The sequence below is a fragment of the Cupriavidus sp. FW305-3-2-15-C-LB2 genome, from assembly GCF_058787575.1.
Genome location: NZ_JBYSZW010000009.1, coordinates 62,183 through 77,981, shown reverse-complemented (window position 1 = coordinate 77,981; position 15,799 = coordinate 62,183). Strand labels below are relative to the sequence as shown.

Annotated in this window: 15 protein-coding genes and 2 pseudogenes; 9 read left to right on the top strand and 8 right to left on the bottom strand. The window is 67.8% G+C overall.

All coding sequences use genetic code 11. The features are described 5' to 3' along the window. Nucleotides 1-3 precede the first annotated feature (3 nt). Nucleotides 4-993, top strand: coding sequence for a 2-hydroxyacid dehydrogenase (locus AC3WRR_RS09420; RefSeq protein WP_492296771.1), 990 nt, complete (start codon nt 4-6; stop codon nt 991-993). Nucleotides 994-1,008: 15 nt separating this feature from the next. On the opposite strand, the gene AC3WRR_RS09415 is transcribed toward AC3WRR_RS09420, so the two are convergent. Next, complete coding sequence (locus AC3WRR_RS09415) at nt 1,009-1,971, bottom strand: Bug family tripartite tricarboxylate transporter substrate binding protein (protein WP_011617487.1); 963 nt, start codon at nt 1,969-1,971, stop codon at nt 1,009-1,011. A 77-nt stretch (nt 1,972-2,048) separates the two neighbouring features. Between AC3WRR_RS09415 and AC3WRR_RS09410 the strand changes: the two are divergent. Beyond that, nucleotides 2,049-2,234: pseudogene (locus AC3WRR_RS09410) on the top strand (biotin carboxylase N-terminal domain-containing protein); the annotation flags it as partial. A gap of 163 nt (nt 2,235-2,397) precedes the next feature. On the opposite strand, the gene AC3WRR_RS09405 reads toward AC3WRR_RS09410, so the two are convergent. Both AC3WRR_RS09405 and AC3WRR_RS09400 read right to left on the bottom strand, forming a co-directional pair. Continuing rightward, a complete protein-coding gene (locus tag AC3WRR_RS09405) occupies nt 2,398-2,898 on the bottom strand; it encodes a DUF6496 domain-containing protein (protein WP_013953401.1) in 501 nt (166 codons plus the stop codon). Nucleotides 2,899-3,122: 224 nt separating this feature from the next. Then, entirely contained in the window at nt 3,123-4,025 is a 903-nt protein-coding gene (locus AC3WRR_RS09400) for a LysR family transcriptional regulator (RefSeq protein WP_454749667.1), read from the bottom strand. Between the two features lie 257 nt (nt 4,026-4,282). Between AC3WRR_RS09400 and AC3WRR_RS09395 the strand changes: the two genes are divergently transcribed. The 4 genes from AC3WRR_RS09395 to AC3WRR_RS09380 all read left to right on the top strand — a co-directional run bounded on the left by AC3WRR_RS09395 (nt 4,283) and on the right by AC3WRR_RS09380 (nt 8,289). Further along, nucleotides 4,283-5,458, top strand: a complete 1,176-nt coding sequence (locus AC3WRR_RS09395; protein WP_143010637.1) for an alpha-hydroxy acid oxidase — start codon at nt 4,283-4,285, stop codon at nt 5,456-5,458. Then, entirely contained in the window at nt 5,455-6,135 is a 681-nt protein-coding gene (locus AC3WRR_RS09390; protein ID WP_058696494.1) for an RraA family protein, read from the top strand. The genes AC3WRR_RS09395 and AC3WRR_RS09390 overlap by 4 nt, the downstream gene beginning before the upstream one ends. Then, nucleotides 6,132-7,214, top strand: a complete 1,083-nt coding sequence (locus AC3WRR_RS09385) for a hydroxyacid dehydrogenase (RefSeq protein WP_492296768.1) — start codon at nt 6,132-6,134, stop codon at nt 7,212-7,214. Before AC3WRR_RS09390 ends, AC3WRR_RS09385 begins: the two co-directional genes overlap by 4 nt. Nucleotides 7,215-7,284: 70 nt before the next feature. After that, on the top strand, nt 7,285-8,289 hold the full coding sequence (locus AC3WRR_RS09380) for a tripartite tricarboxylate transporter substrate binding protein (RefSeq protein WP_010810296.1): 1,005 nt from the start codon (nt 7,285-7,287) through the stop codon (nt 8,287-8,289). 147 nt (nt 8,290-8,436) lie between these two features. Here the strand turns inward: AC3WRR_RS09380 and AC3WRR_RS09375 are convergent. From AC3WRR_RS09375 to AC3WRR_RS09365, 3 genes and pseudogenes are all read right to left on the bottom strand, one after another. Continuing rightward, a pseudogene (locus AC3WRR_RS09375) lies at nt 8,437-8,946 on the bottom strand (acyl-CoA dehydrogenase family protein); the annotation flags it as partial. 456 nt (nt 8,947-9,402) lie between these two features. Then, a complete protein-coding gene (locus tag AC3WRR_RS09370) occupies nt 9,403-10,407 on the bottom strand; it encodes a tripartite tricarboxylate transporter substrate-binding protein (RefSeq protein WP_492296766.1) in 1,005 nt (334 codons plus the stop codon). Nucleotides 10,408-10,459: 52 nt separating this feature from the next. Further along, entirely contained in the window at nt 10,460-10,702 is a 243-nt protein-coding gene (locus AC3WRR_RS09365; protein ID WP_492296764.1) for a hypothetical protein, read from the bottom strand. A 187-nt stretch (nt 10,703-10,889) separates the two neighbouring features. On the opposite strand from AC3WRR_RS09365, the gene AC3WRR_RS09360 reads away from it, so the two are divergent. From AC3WRR_RS09360 to AC3WRR_RS09350, 3 genes are read left to right on the top strand one after another with little or no spacing between them, the layout of a single operon-like run. Then, nucleotides 10,890-11,885 (top strand): Bug family tripartite tricarboxylate transporter substrate binding protein, encoded by a 996-nt coding sequence (locus tag AC3WRR_RS09360; RefSeq protein WP_492296763.1) that lies wholly within the window; start codon nt 10,890-10,892, stop codon nt 11,883-11,885. 38 nt (nt 11,886-11,923) lie between these two features. Beyond that, a complete protein-coding gene (locus AC3WRR_RS09355; protein ID WP_010810300.1) occupies nt 11,924-13,279 on the top strand; it encodes an acyclic terpene utilization AtuA family protein in 1,356 nt (451 codons plus the stop codon). A gap of 9 nt (nt 13,280-13,288) precedes the next feature. Then, complete coding sequence (locus AC3WRR_RS09350; protein WP_010810301.1) at nt 13,289-13,639, top strand: AtuA-related protein; 351 nt, start codon at nt 13,289-13,291, stop codon at nt 13,637-13,639. Between the two features lie 17 nt (nt 13,640-13,656). On the opposite strand, the gene AC3WRR_RS09345 is transcribed toward AC3WRR_RS09350, so the two are convergent. Both AC3WRR_RS09345 and AC3WRR_RS09340 read right to left on the bottom strand, forming a co-directional pair. Next, nucleotides 13,657-14,475 carry an IclR family transcriptional regulator gene (locus tag AC3WRR_RS09345; protein ID WP_492296761.1) on the bottom strand — a complete coding sequence of 273 codons (819 nt, stop codon included), beginning with the start codon at nt 14,473-14,475 and terminating at the stop codon, nt 13,657-13,659. A gap of 41 nt (nt 14,476-14,516) precedes the next feature. Then, complete coding sequence (locus AC3WRR_RS09340) at nt 14,517-15,710, bottom strand: acyl-CoA dehydrogenase family protein (protein ID WP_010810303.1); 1,194 nt, start codon at nt 15,708-15,710, stop codon at nt 14,517-14,519. Nucleotides 15,711-15,799: the final 89 nt, after the last annotated feature.

Here is a 15,799-nt window from a genome sequence, read left to right as displayed (position 1 = left end):
CCGATGCGCAAGAATGTCCTGGTGTTCCGCCCGATTCCTGATGACCTGCTCGCCAGGATCGAATCGGAGCACGATGTGATCGTGGCCGACCCGCGCCAGCCGGCACAACTGCCTGCCTTCCGCGCCGCGCTGGCAAACGCCCATGGCCTGATCGGCTCCAGCGTGAAGCTGGGCGCAGCGGAACTGGCCGAAGCGGGCCAGTTGGAGGTGATCTCGAGTATTTCGGTCGGAGTCGACAACTACGACCTTCCCTGCCTGCACCGGCGCGGCATCACCCTGTGCCACACGCCCGGCGTACTCACCGAGACCACCGCCGACACCGTCTTCGCGCTCATCATGGCCACGAGCCGCCGCCTGGTCGAGCTTGCGGCGCATGTGCGCGAAGGCCGCTGGGCCGCCAACATCGGCGAGGGCCTGTTCGGCTGGGACGTGCACGGCAAGACCCTGGCGATCCTGGGCTTCGGACGCATCGGCCAGGCCGTGGCGCGACGCGCGGCGCTCGGCTTCGGCATGGAGGTGCTCTACGTCAACGAGACCGCGGCGGAACCGCCTGACCTGGTGGGACGCGCCACCCGGACGGATCTCGACGATGCCTTGCAGCGAGCCGATATCGTCGCCGTCACGCTGCCCCTGACCGACAGCACGCGTGGCCTGATGGGCCGGCGCGAGTTCGCGCTGATGAAGCCGGGCGCCATCTTCGTCAACGGCGCCCGCGGCCAGATCGTGCAGGAAGACGCGCTGCTCGCGGCGCTCGACAGCGGCCACCTGCGCGCGGCCGGGCTGGACGTCTTCGCCACCGAGCCCCTGCCGCAGGATTCACCGCTGCGCAGCCATCCCAGGGTGACAGCCCTGCCCCATATCGGCTCGGCCACGCATGAGACCCGGCGCGCCATGGCCGAACTCGCCACGCGCAACCTGCTGGACGCGCTCGCCGGGCGGCAGCCCGCCGCGCGCTTCGACCTCGCGGCCTTTGCCGCCCGGGCAGCCGCCTGATACGGACACGCTGCCTCACTTCCGCAGGTTGGTCCTGGCCACCAGTACCTTCATCACCGCGTTGTCTGCCGCGATCATCGCCTTGAAGGTCGCCGCGTCGGCATAGGCAATCCCAAGGTTCTGCCGGCCCAGCGCCGCCACGAAGACAGGGTCCGCCACCGCCTTGCGGCTGGCGGCCGCGAGGGTTTCGAGCACTTCAGGTGGCGTGCCCCTGGGCGCGGCCAGTCCGCGCCATGTGCCGATCGAGAGGTCGATACCGCGCTCACGCAGCGTCGGAACGTTCTCGAAGCCCCTGACACGCTGCCCGGCCATCACCGCGAGCGTCTTCACCTTGCCTGCGGCCACATAGGCCGATACTTCGGCCGGACTGACGGCCACCGCGTCGATATGCCCGCCCATCAACGCCACCAGGGCCGGCGCCGCACCGGAGAACGGCACATGATTGAATTTGACGTGCGCCTTGTCCTCCAGCGCCGTCGCCGCCAGGTGCCAGATCGAGCCCGGGCCGGAATTCCCGACCTGCACCTCCCCCGGGTGCGCCGCGGCGAATGCCAGGAACGCCTCGATGGTGTTCCAGCGCGAGTCGGCCTTGACCGTGATCGCCGACGGATCGGCATTCAGGCGCGCGATCGGCACCAGCTCGGCGGCGTCGAGGGTGGTCGGCCCGAGATGCGGGACGATCACGGCTTCCGCGATGATGATGCCGAGCTTGTAGCCATCGGGCCTGGCGCGGGCCACTTCCGTCATGCCGATGGCGCCGCTGGCACCTGGCTTGTTCACCACGGTCAGCGGCTGCGGCAGGTACTTTCGCATGGCTTCGCTGAAGGCCCGCGCAACCGTGTCGGTACCACCGCCCGCCGTGCTTGGCACCACGAGTTCGACAGGATGATCCGGGTAGGGCGCCGCGGGCGCCTGGCCGACGACGGCAAGTGAGGCCAGCAGGGCGGCCATGTGAAACAGCTTGCGGGGCGATCGCATCTATGGCTCTCAATTCAGGGGGGTCGGAGAAGTTGCTTCCGTTGGGGGAAGCCTCGGACACACGACGTGAAAGACCATCGCATCCCGGATATGGGTTCTTGTCCGAGAGCGCGGATTTTGCCGAAGCCGTTGGAAGGGACGGGTTGGGCATCGGGCCTACCGCGGCTTCGATCCGGCGCATGGGCGACAAGGTCAGCGCCAAACGCGCCATGATCGAAGCCGGTGTCCCCGGCGTTCCGGGCTCCGAGGGCGCACCGACAGATTCTACGCCAGCCCCCTGGCCGAAGAGACCTACTCGCTGCTCGACCGCACAGTCGAAGCCGGCGAGAGAGTGGGTGGCTTACCTCCGTGTCGGTTCAGTGCGGTGAACGCCGGAGAACGCGGCGTGCCAGGCGCGCAGCTTGCCGACAGCGGTACGCTGGTTCGCTAACGGGCTGACTCCTTCCTTGCCGCACGCGTTCTAGCGGCCTTGCGGGCCGCTTCGGAGCGACCGGCAGCTCCCTTGGTGCTGGCGGCCTTCTTCGCGGCAGCCGAGCGATCGGTCGCCGTGCGCTTGCTTGCCGCGCTCTTGGCCTGGGCAGACAGCGCCTTGGGAGAAGCACCGGCGGTGCTCTCGCGCTTGAGTGCCTTGAGCGCGGCCTGGGACCGCTTGGCCGTGCTTTCTGAACTCGCCCGTCGCGGTGCAGCCTTGGCGGCAGCAGCCTTGGTTTCCGCCTTGGTCGCGCCCTTCTTTGGCGGCACATCGACGCCAGCGCGGCGTGCCTCCGACAAACCGATCGCTATGGCCTGCTTGGCCGAGCGCACGCCGTGCTTACCCTTTCGCACGGCTTCGATCTCGTCGTGAACGAAATGGCCGGCCTGGGTGGTCGGCGACTTGCCTGCTCTCTTGTCTGCCCTGGCTTGGGCTATGCTCGATGCCCTTGGCATGGTCGTCTCCATGACGGCCGCGGTCATCCGGCACGGGCCATGGCAGATGCAATGTCCGCGGCGCTGTTCAGGGCCCGCCATCTGCCGGCGGGTTAAAAAAATCCCTCGCAAATGTCGTTCCAGGCGTGCAACTGGCGCGCCACTGCCACTCATAGAGGCGACGGTTGTACTGCCGCGTGCGAAATCTGCACACCTTGGGCCAAATCTACCCTGCGAGACGCGGTCTACACCAGGCAACGCGGCGCCTGGAATTCGATCACGTCCTTGATGACATCGCGCATCTCCGTGATCAGCAGGCGCGCGTCGTCGCGACGCCATTGCACGACATAGTGCAGCGGTTCCAGCGCGCCGCCCTTCGTCAGGATCTGCAACACCCCGCGCGCTTCCAGCGCTTCGGCCCACTGCCTTGGCATGAAGGCGAAACCCAGCCCCTCCGCCACCATGCCGACCACAGCGCCCCAGCTGTTGCACACCAGGCGACGGTTGACCGCCATGCCACGGGTGGCCAGCCACTGGTCGAGCACCCGGGTGCCGCCCGCGCCGACCGGCAGGGACAGCAGCAATTGCTCCGCCATCAGCCGCCGGGGATCGTCGGTGCCGGTCTGGTCGATAAAAGACTCGCTCGCGACCCAGACAAAGTCGACCTGCGCGATCCGCTCCGACGCGAGGCTGCTGCGCGATGACGGCCCGGCGATCACCGCGAGGTCGAGTTCGCCATCTTCCAGGCGCTGCTCCAGCACCTGACCGATATCGACGTAGGGCTCGAGCTGAAGCTCGGGGTGCCGGATGGCCGTCTGCCGTACCAGCCGGGGCAGCCAGGTCAGGCCGCTCAGTTCGCCCAGGCCCACGCGGCAACGGCCTTGCAGGCCACGGCTCTGCCCCGCTGACTGCTGCAACTCGGCCGCGACCCGCAGCAATTCGCGGATGCGCGGCAGCATCTGCTCGCCCTGCGCCGTCAGTTCGGCGCGGCGGCCGCTTCGGTCGAACAGCTGCACGCCGAGGGAGGTTTCAAGCTCGGCCACCCGCTTGGACAGCGAAGACACGGACAGATGGCAGCGGTCGGCGGCTACCGAGAAGTTGAGGCAGGTCGCGGCCCAGTAGAAGGCTTCCAGTTGCTTGAGGGTCATGGGATCCGCGCCGCGGGCGGCGATTATTAGTTTCCTAAAAGCGAAATTATAGCTTCGTTATTTTTCGCTTTTATCGATTCCTTGCGGTGGCTAGATTGAAGCCTCGTCGTCGCCTTGGCCCCCTATCGATCATGTCAGCTCTTCATGCCCCTGCTGCAGAAAACGCCGCTGACCGCGCCACAGATGCCGTCGGCACCGCTTCCGCGCCGCGCGTGACGACTGCAAGCGCAAGCGGCGCAGGTACCTTGCGCCGCCAAGTGCTTTCGCTGAACGACCTTGAACCGCTCGCCCGCCGCCGCCTGCCCCGGCCGCTGTACGCCTACGTCAGCGGTGCGGTGGAGGACAGCGTCTCGCTGGCGGAGAATCGCCGCGCCTTCACCGAGATCGCGTTGCGGCCACGCGTGCTTGCCGGCGTGGCCACGCGCGAACTGGACTTCGAGCTGTTCGGCAGGCGCTATGCCGCCCCCTTCGGCGTTGCGCCCATGGGCATCGCCGCGTTGTTCGCTTACCGCGGCGATATCGTGCTCGCGCAGGCCGCGCAGCAGGCCGCGGTGCCGGCGATCATGAGCGGTTCATCGCTGATCCGGCTGGAAGAAGTGATGGCAGCCGCGCCCGGCACCTGGTTCCAGGCCTACCTCCCCGGCGACGTGGCGCAGATCGACGGGCTGTTGTCGCGCGTCGAGGCGGCAGGCGTATCGACGCTGGTGATCACCGTCGATACGCCCGTTGCGGGCAATCGCGAGAACAACGTGCGCGCCGGCTTCTCGACACCGCTGCGGCCAAGCCTGCGCTTGGCATGGCAAGGCATCACGCATCCGCGCTGGCTGCTCGGCACTTTTGCGCGCACGCTGCTGCGGCACGGCATGCCGCACTTCGAGAACGCCTATGCGCACCGCGGCGCGCCTATCCTGTCATCGCGCGTGCTGCGCGACTTCTCCGACCGCGCGCATTTCACCTGGACGCACCTTGAAGCCATCCGCCGGCGCTGGCAAGGCACGCTGGTGGTCAAGGGCATCCTGACCGCGGAAGACGCCTTGCTGGCGCGTCGGCACGGTGTGGACGGGATCATCGTTTCGAACCACGGCGGCCGGCAACTCGACGGCGCCATCGCGCCGCTGCGCGTCCTGCCTGAGATCGTGCACGCCGTGCCCGACCTGCCGGTGATGCTTGACAGCGGCGTATGCCGCGGCACCGACGTAATCAAGGCGCTCGCGCTCGGCGCGCGTTGCGTCTTTGTCGGCCGGCCGTTCGCCTATGCGGCGACGGTCGGGTCCACCCCCGGCGTGGCGCACGCCATCGACTTGTTGCAGGCCGAGATCTCGCGCGATATGGCAATGCTCGGCCTGACCCGGCTGGCAGACATCGGCCCTGCCTGCATCCGGCCTGCCGCTTCACTACCCCACATGCCCCCTCACCCGGAGACTTATCGATGAGCACGCTTCACGGCTTTCGCATCCACCCCAAGCCGGCGCCGACTGTCAGCAACGCGCTGCTGGAACGCTACCGCAGCTTCCCGGTGGCCAATGTCAGCGACGCAATGTGCCGCACCGTCGGCACCACGCGGCTGCGGCCCTATCACCGGCGCGATGGCGTCATGGCCGGCCGCGCCCTCACCGTGCGCACGCGCCCGGGCGACAACCTGATGGTGCACAAGGCCCTCGACCTCTGCGGACCCGGCGATGTGATCGTCGTCGATGCCGGCGGCGCCGGTCCCAATGCCATCATCGGCGAGATCATGCTGGCGCTGGCGATCGCGCGCGGCGCAGCGGGCTTCGTCATCGACGGCCTGATCCGCGACAGCGATACGATCGGCAAGGAGACGTTGCCCGTGTATGCGCGCGGGGTCTCGCACCGCGGTCCTTACAAGGACGGTCCCGGCGAATTGCATGTGCCCGTCTGCATCGACGGCATGGTGGTGCGCCCCGGCGACCTGGTGCTGGGCGATGGCGACGGCCTGCTGGTCGTTGCGGCCGAGGATGCCGAGGAAATCGCCGCGCGCGTGGAGAACGTACAACGCACCGAAGCAGCGGTGCTCGAGTCGATCGCGCAAGGCCGCGCCGATCGGAGCTGGGTCGAGCGCACGCTGCGCGAAAAGGGGGTGGTCGTATGAACGCGCCCGTCCTGCTGATGCCTGCCGCCGGCACGGTGGTCCGTTTCGACCACTGGCTGGACGCAGCCTTTGACCGCATCATTACGGCCACGCCAGGCCTGACGCTGCACACCTGCGCCCGCGAAGGCGCCGACGCGGCCGCCTGGGACCGGCTGTCCGGCGCCCATGTCTACCAGATCTCGGCCGCCAAGGACGAGATCCCGCGCCGCTGGTTCGCCGACGCCGCGCTGCTGGCGCGCTGCCCGAACCTGCTGGCGGTGTCGTCCAGCGGCTCCGGCTGCGACACCATCGACATCGATGCCTGCACCGAGGCCGGCGTCGCGGTGCTCAACCAGGCCGGCGGCAACGCCGACTCGGTGGCGGAGATGACGCTGGGCCTGATGCTCGCGGTACTGCGCCGCATCGCCGAATCCGACCGCAGCCTGCGCGCGCACAACTGCGAGAGCCGTGAGGACCTGATGGGCAACGAACTGCGCGGCCGCACGCTCGGCCTGGTCGGCGTGGGCCACGCGGGCCGCCGCGTCGCCGCACTCGGCCGCGCCTTGGGCATGCGCGTGATCGGGTGCGACCCGGCGCTGGATGCGGCGGAGCTGTCCGCACGCGGCGCACAGGCCGTGTCCTTCGAGGAATTGCTGCGCAGTGCCGACATCGTCTCGCTGCATTGCCCGCGCGATGCCACCACGCTGCGCATGATGGATGGCGCCGCCTTTGCCGCGATGCGGCCGGGCAGCATCTTCGTCAGCACCGCGCGCGGCGGCATCCACGATGAGGGCGCGCTGCATGCGGCGCTGGCCAGCGGCCATCTTGCCGGCGCCGGTCTGGACGTGTGGGACCAGGAGCCGCCACCACGCGCCCACCCCTTGCTCGCGCTGGACAACGTCGTCGCCACCTTCCACACCGCTGGCGTTACTCACGAGGCACGGCGCAGGAACGCCGAACTGGCCGCCACTCAAATCGTCACGCTGCTGACCAGTGGCGAGCGGCCCGAGCGGCTGGTCAATCCCGAAGTCTGGCCGCGAGCGCGCCTGCGCATTGCGGCGGTGATGCAGGCTGCCGCCCTGTCATCGGTCACACCTTAGCCCGCAATTCCGCAGACTATTCTTTACACATAACACGCTGGCATACCAGACCGGCGAGGAGACACCAACCATGCACCCGACCCAAGACCAATGGCGCCGGCGCTTTCCCCTTCGCCTGGCCGGCGCGCTCGCGCTGGCCTGCGGCCTCGCCGCCGCGACCGGCGCACAGGCAGAGGCGCCCTATCCCAACCGCCCTATCCAGATGATCGTGGCCTACGGTCCCGGGGGCGGGACGGACCTGGTGGCACGGTTGCTGGCCCGCCACCTCGAGAAGCAACTCGGCGGCGCCACGGTGGTGGTGCAGAACAAGCCCGGCGCGGGCGGCGCCATCGGCTTCGCCGAACTGGCACGGTCCGCGCCGGACGGCTACACCATCGGCTTTATCAATACGCCGAACCTGCTGACCATTCCCATCGAGCGCAAGACCACCTTCACCTGGCGCAGCTTCGACCTGATCGGCAACCTGGTCGACGATCCGGGCGGCTTCACGGTGCACAACAGCAACGGCATCGACTCGCTGGCCGCGCTGATCCGCCATGCCAAGGCGCATCCGGGGGAGGTGTCAGTCGGCACCACCGGCGTCGGCTCGGACGACCACCTCGCCATGCTGCTGTTCGAGAGGGCCGCGGGCGTCAAGCTCACCCATGTCGGCTACAAGGGCGCAGGCGACGTGCGTGCGGCGCTGGTCGGGCAGCAGCTCACCATCGGGGCCATTAACGTGGGCGAAGCGCTGCAGTACCAGAAAGGCGGCTCGCCGATCAAGTTCCTTGGCCAAATGGGCGCAACACGGGCAACGCTGGCCCCGAACGTGCCCACCTTCCGCGAACAGGGCTTCGACATTGAGCTGGCTTCGCTGCGCGGCCTAGCGGCGCCCAAGGGCCTGCCTGAGCCGGTCAGGAAGAAACTGGTGGAGGCGATGGCGCGCGTGGTCGCGGATCCGCAGTTCCGCCAGCAGGCCGAAGCGATGTATGCGCCGTTGCACTATCTGGCGCCGGCCGCCTACAGCGCGGAGCTGGAGCGCGGGGAGACGGGCTTCCGTCAGCTGTGGAAAGAGATGCCGTGGCAGGAGAACTGAGCTTTGCTGCAAACGCTGGGGGGTTGACTTCGTTGACCTCCCTGGCCCTCACCCCGACCCTATCCCGCAAGCGGGAGAGCGAGCACACAATCGGTAACGCGGACTCTGTGGGGGGGCACGAGGGGCAGAGACCACTGAAGCAAAGCCTCAGAACGACCGCGGCATCCCCAGGATGGGCTCGCCGACGTAGGAAAGAATCAGGTTGGTCGAGATCGGCGCCACCTGGTAGAGGCGGGTCTCGCGGAACTTGCGCTCGACGTCGTACTCCGCCGCGAAGCCAAAGCCGCCGTGATACTGCAGGCAGGCATTGGTCGCTTCCCACGATGCGTCCGCGGCCAGCAGCTTCGCCATATTGGCTTCGGCGCCGCAGGGCTGGTGCGCATCGAACAGCTTGGCCGCCTTGAACCGCATCAGGTTGGCCGCTTCCACGTTGACGAAGACCCTGGCGATAGGGAACTGCACGCCCTGGTTCTGGCCGATCGTCCGGCCGAAGACGATGCGCTCATTGACGTACTTGGTCACCTTGTCGATAAACCAGTAACCGTCGCCGATGCACTCGGCGGCGATCAGGGTGCGCTCGGCGTTGAGGCCATCCAGGATGTACTTGAAGCCCTTGCCTTCCTCGCCGATCAGGTTCTCCGCCGGAATCTCCAGGCTACGACTGGCTGCCCGAGCAAGGCGCCGAGCTTGTTCGACACGATGCGCGCCACCACGTCGGTGCTGCCGCCGGCGGCGAAGCGTACGACCAGGCGGACGGGATGGTCAGGATAAGCAGCCTAGGCGTGCGCGCTGAACGAAATGAGCGCACCGATCCCTACTTGAGCAAGCAAGCGTTTCATGTCTCTTCCACGAAGATAGTTTTGATTGGGTGGCGCATTGCGCGTCGACACCCTTTGAAGCGATGGTAGCGAGCAACCGTGGCGACGGTGAAATAGAAAATTCCGCTGCTGCTATCAAGGGGCGGCATGCCTGGGGCTTCTACTGCGGTGTTAACCCGAAGCTTGCTCCGCGGGCGCCGCGTAAGCGCAAGTACGCCGCGCAGCCATCGTCGCGCGGCGTACATTCAGGGTGCAACGGAACGCAAGCGCTGGCGCGCTTGCCGCCTGCAGGATGTCAGTCGGCCTCCACCTTCATCGTCTTCAGCAGCGGCTGCCACTTGTCGCTTTCCGCCTTGAGCCAGGTGCGCAGCCCTTCCGGCGTCTGCTTGTCTACCGGCACAACCTCCGCACCCAGGTCGTCAAGCCGCTTGGCCACGGCGGGATCCTTCAGTGCCTGCTGCAGCGCCTTGGTCAGCCTGGCAGTGACCTCGGGCGGCGTGCCCTTGGGCGCATAGATCCCGTGCCACACCTTCATCGAGAAGCCCTTCAGGCCGCCTTCCTGCAGCGTCGGCGCATTGGGCAGTGCCTTGATGCGGCTAGGCGTCGTCACGCCATACAGCTTGACGCGGTTGGCGTTGATATGCGGCAGCGTCGAGGTGGTCTGGTCGCACAGCAGGTCCACCTGCCCGCCCAGCAAGGCCGTCAGCGCGGGGCCGGTGCCCTGGTAGGGAATGGAAGTCATCTTGACCTTGACTGCCTCCTCGAACAGCAGGCCGCATAGCTGCGAAACCGCGCCAAGGCCGGCATTGGCCAGCGAGACCTTCTCCTTGTTCTGCGAGACATACTTGATCAGCTCCGCCGCGTTGGCCGGCGGCAGGTCCTTGCGGCCCAGCAGCGTCATCGGCACATCCGCCACCTGCCCGATGTACTCGAAGTCCTTCATCGGACTGTAGGAGAGCTTCTTGTACAGCGCCGGCGCCGTCGCCATGCCATTGTGGTGGATCAGGATGGTGTAGCCGTCGGGCTGCGCCCGCGCCACGAATGCGGCCGCCACCGTGCCGCCGGCGCCGAGCTTGTTTTCCACGACAACGCTCTGCCCCAGATCCTTCGACATGGCCTGGCCAAGGGCCCGCGACACCACATCGGTCGGGCCGCCGGCCGAGAACGGCACCACCAGCGTGATGGGCTTGGACGGATAGGCATCCGCTGCCAGCGCCCCCGCGGAAAACGCCAGTCCAAGCGCTCCGCACGTGATCCACTTCATACCGGCCAGCGTGGCCTTGCCCGCTTGAACGCACATATCACCGTCTCCATGTCGCCGGCACGCTGACTGTGTCGCGCCGATCGGTTTATCAAACAGCGCTAGAGTGCGGGATAGCGGCACCGAAGGACAATCCGGATTTATCGAACGGGCCATACGGCCAGGCCGAACCCACGCCAGCCGACCACCCGGTCGGGAACTTCTGCCCGAAGTCGCAGGTCTCCCGGACCAGCATGGCGATGGACGACACAAGCTTGCTGCGCTGGTCACTCTTGCAGATGGCGGCATCCGCCCGCCACCATGGCGCATCTTCCGGCGCAGGTCGAGGCTTCATGTTCAGCTCTCCATCGCCACGCGCCCACGGCACTGGTCCGCTTGAAATCGCCTGAAATTTTCAACCAATGAAAATATATGGCATTCGTTTGACGCTCGTTCGCTCCCCTCCCTAAGATCTCCCGCACAGAGTTTCCCTCAACGAAACCAGATGCGCGCGCACCGCCTCGCGCCCAGGAGACAACCCGATGCAGCGTCATTCCCGCCCGCGGCGTGCCATAGTTGCGGCGCTCGCCACCCTGCCTGCCTTGTGCGCCTCTGCCGCACCGGCCTGCGCGGCAGAGGCATTTCCTTCGCGTCCGATCCGGCTGGTGGTGCCCTTCACGCCCGGCGGCACCACTGACATCCTGGCGCGCCTAGTTGCGCAGAAGGCCGGCGAGGCGCTGGGCCAGCAGATCGTGGTCGACAACCGTCCGGGCGCGGGCGGCAACATCGGCGCTGAGGCCGTGGCGCGCAGTGCGGCTGACGGCTATACGCTGCTGATGGGCACGTTGGGCACGCAGGTGACCAACCAGTTCATTTACCCGCGCATGCCGTACGACAGCACCCGGGACTTCGTGCCCGTGACGCTGGTCGCCAATTCCCCCAACGTGCTGCTTGTCAACAGCACGCTGAACGCAAGGTCGGTGGGCGAACTGGTGACGCTGGCCAGGCGCGAGCCGGGCAAGATCAACTATGCCTCGACCAGCACCGGCGGGTCGCCCCACCTGTCAGGCGAGTTGCTGAACATGATGGCGGGCGTCAGCATGCAGCACGTGCCGTACAAAGGGGCCGCCCCCGCCATGACGGACCTGCTCGCGGGCCAGGTCAACCTGATGTTCGACAACCTGCCGTCCGCGCTCGCACAGATCCAGGCTGGCAAGGTGACGGCGCTGGCGGTCACCAGTGCCAGGCGGGCCTCGGTGCTGCCTTCCGTGCCGACCGTGCGCGAGTCGGGGCTGCCGGGCTATGAAGTCAATTCCTGGTTCGGGCTGCTCGCGCCGGCCGGCACGCCGCCCGAGCGCGTGCGCCGGCTCCAGCAGGCGGTGGACAAGGTGCTGGCCACGCCCGACGTGCGCAAGCGCATCGAACAGCTTGGCGCCGAGCCGGGCGGCGAAGGCTCCGCTGCGTTCGCGGCGCAGATCAGGAGCGATACGGAAAAATGGTCGCGCGTGATCCAGACCGCCGGCATCAAGCCGCAATGACGCGGCTGGGCAGCGCCAACCCCTGACACAGGACAATCATGACCAAGACCAACACCCTTCGCATCGGCTCGGGATCGGGCTGGTGGGGCGACCGCGTCGAGCCGGCCGAGCGTTCGGCGCGCCTGGGCAAGCTCGACTACCTGTGCTTCGAGACCATGGCCGAGGCCACGGTATCCGCCGCGCAGGTGCGCAAGCGGCGCGACCCGGCCTTCGCCGGCTACGACACCTATCTCGACGAACGCATGCGCGCAGTGCTGCCCCCGTGCATCGCCAATGGCACGCGCATCATCAGCAACCAGGGCTGGATTCATCCGCTCGGCGCGGCCCGGCGCGTGGCCGAGCTCTGCGAGGAACTGGGCCTGCCCGGCGTCAGAATCGCCGCGGTCACCACCACGGACCTGACCGGAAGCATCTGCGAGCTGGATCTCACCCTGCTGGAAAGCGGCGCACCGGTTTCCTCGCTGCGTGAAACCCTGATCAGCGCCGAACCATACGAAGGCGCCGAACCGATCGTCGCCGCATTGCGCGCGGGCGCGCAGATCGTGATCACCGGGCGCGTGGCCGACCCGTCGCTGTTCCTCGCGCCGATGATCCATCATTTCGGCTGGTCGCCGGACGACGTGACTCGGCTTGCGCGCGGCAGCGCCATCGGCCATCTGCTCGAGTGCGGCGCGCAGGTGACGGGGGGATATTTCGGCGACCCCGGCTACAAGGATGTGCCGGAACCATGGAACCTGGCCTTCCCGATCGCCGAGGTGGAGGCCGACGGCAGCGCCGTGATCGGCAAGGTGGATGGCAGCGGCGGACGCATCGACCAGCAGACCGTCAAGGAGCAGATGTTCTATGAGGTCCACGACCCGCGCCGCTACATCACGCCGGACGTGGTGGTCGACTTCTCGACCGCGGTGCTCGAACAGGTAGGGCCGGACCGCGTGCGTATCAGCGGTGTGAGCGGGCAGCCGCGCACCGATACGCTCAAGGTGTCGCTGGGCTGCACCGAAGGGCATATCGGTGAAGACATGTTCTTCTACGCGGGGCCGGGTTGCCTGGAAAAGGCCAGGCTGGCCAAACGCATCCTCGAAGCGCGCTTTGCCATGGCAAGGTTGCAGGCGGATGAGGTGCGCATCGACTTCCTCGGCGTCAACGCCGTGCACGGCGCGGCCTCGCCCGAACCTGTCTGCGAGCCCAACGAAATCGCGGTCCGCGTCGCCGCGCGCACCCGCACGCGCGACGAAGCCGCCAAGGTTGGCCGCGAGATCGACGGCATGGCGGTCTGCGGCCTGGCCTCCACCGGCAAGCGCGTGCCGCACCAGGAGCGCACGCGCGAGATCATCGGCGTCTGGTCGGCACTGGTGCCGCGCGCGTTGATCACCTCCCAGGTCCACTATCTCTGAGGATTCGCCATGCGTGTACCACTGCGACGTCTCGCACACAGCCGCTCCGGCGACAAGGGCAATACTTCGAACACGGCGGTCATCGCCTACGCGCCGGAGTTCTACCCGCATATCAAGGCACAGCTGACGGCACCCGCGTTCAAGGCGCTGTACGGCACGCTGATCACAGGCGCGGTCACGCGCCATGAAGTGGATGGACTGCAGGTGCTCAACTTCGTCGCGGAGGGCGCGCTCGGCGGCGGTGTGTCGCGCAGCCTCGCGATCGACAACTACGGCAAGGCGCTGGCCAGTGCCGTGCTGCGTTTCGAAGTCGAGATACCTGACGCGCTGGCCGGCCTGCTGCGCGGGCCGGCGTCATAGGCTCGCCGGGGTAGGCGTCAGCCACCGCCGGACTGGCGCCCCCTGGCACGCCGGCCGTCGGTGCATGCGTCGGCCCGCGGCGGTATCACGGTGCGCGTCCAGGCGCTGGTGATGCGTCGCGCCTCTTGCTTGAGCTTGCGTGCCAGCGCGGCCTCGCGCGAGCGGATACGCGCGCTCGTCGCCGCCACGCTCAAGGCACCGATCGGCCGGCCCTCATAGTCGAGAATCGGCACCGCAATGCCGCCCATGCCGTCGACCACCCAATCGAGAAACAGCACATGCCCGCGCGCCCGGGCTGCCTCGATTTCCGCGGCGATGCACGCGGCATCGAGCCGCGGGTGCTTGCCAAGCTTGCGCGTGGTCTGCTGCAGCCGGCGCGCGCGCTCGGGCGCGGGCAGCCATGCCAGCACCGCCAGGCTGCCGGCGCCCACGCCGAGCGGCCGGCGCGTGCCGACCGTCACGTAGTTCGCCCGTATCGCATACGTGCCGGGTTCCAGGTCGGTGCACACCACCTCGCCACGGCTGGCCTCGGTCAGCACGGCGGTATCCTCGAACGCCTCCACCAGCCGTTCCAGCGCCGGACGCGCCAGCTTGCGCAAGTCCACGCGCCGCTGCGCCACGTCTGCCAGCTGGAAGATCTCGGGCCCGATGCCGTAGCGGCGCGCCTGGTCGCGCGTGGCGAACCCCTCCTGCACCAGCAGGTCGAGCATGCGCGAAGCCGTGGCCGGATCGAGCCCGGTGGCGCGCGCCACGTCGCTCATGCGGCGCACTTCCGGATCGGACAGCGCGCGCAGCACGGCCAGGGCGCGCTGGATCGGGGATGGGCGCGATGGCACCTGCCGGGCCCCCTCAGGCAGGCCCGGCGCCAGGGCGGCGCTCAGCCATGATGCGATGCTGCCAGGGTATCGCGCTTGATCTTCTTTGCCAGCGACCACTTGTGGACTTCGGTCGGGCCGTCGTAGATGCGAAACGCACGCACTTCACGGAAGACCTGTTCGACAATGGTGTCGCGCGACACGCCCATGCCGCCGAGGATCTGCACGCAGCGGTCGGCCACGCGGAACAAGGCATCGGACACGGCCACCTTGGCCATCGAACTCTCGGCCGTACCCAGGGAACCGCCGTCGAGCACCCCGGCGCACCAGTCGATCATCAGTGCGGCCTGCTGCAGGTCGATCAGGTTCTCGGCGAGCATGAAGCCCACGCCCTCGTGGTCGATCAGCAGCTTGCCGAAAGCCTTGCGCGTGGTGGCGTAGGCGCGCGCGATCTCGTCGGCACGCGCCACACCCCCGAACCAGCGCATGCAATGCGACAGCCGCGCCGGCGACAAGCGAACCTGCGCATAACGGAAGCCCTCGTCCACCTCGCCCAGCACCTGGTCCTGCGGCACGCGCAGGCCGTCGATCAGGACCTGCGCATGTCCGCCCGGCATGGAACTGTCGATGGTGTCAAGCAGGCGTTCGATGCGGATCGCCGGATGGGGCAGGTCGACCAGGAACATGGTGGCCTGCGCGCGCTCACCATCGCCGGTGCGCGCCATCAGGATGCCGGCGCTGGCCCCTTCGGCTCCGGTGATGAACTTCTTGCGGCCGCGGATCACCCATTCGTCGCCGTCCCTGACCGCGGTGGTCTGGAGCATCGACGGATCGGAACCGGCCCCGCCTTCTTCCGCCGGTTCGGTCATGAAGAATGCGGAGCGGGCCTCGCCGCTGACCAGCGGTGCAAGGAAGCGCTGCTGCTGTGCCTCCGTGGCGACCTTGCCCAGCAGGAACATATTCCCCTCGTCCGGGGCCATGGTGTTGACCGCGACCGGCCCGAGGGGCGACAAGCCCGAGCGCTTGAGCACGGCCGCGGTTTCGAGCTGGGTCAGGTGAGAGCCGTCGGGCAGGATATGTGGCGTCATGACGCCGGCCGCGCGCGCCAGGTCGCGAAGCTCGGCGACCAGCCCGGCCGTCGGGCCATGGGCTTCGCAGCGCACGTCGCGCTCATAGGGCACCACGACGTCGCGGACAAAGCGCTCGACGCGATCGGCAATGACACGGCTTCTTTCTGTGGGACAGGCGGTGAACATGGTGAGCCTCGTTGTCAGGACAGGATCAGATTGTAGGGCGGCACGCCGCCGGGCCGCTGTCACGGAAGGCCGTTCGCACAAGGAACCCC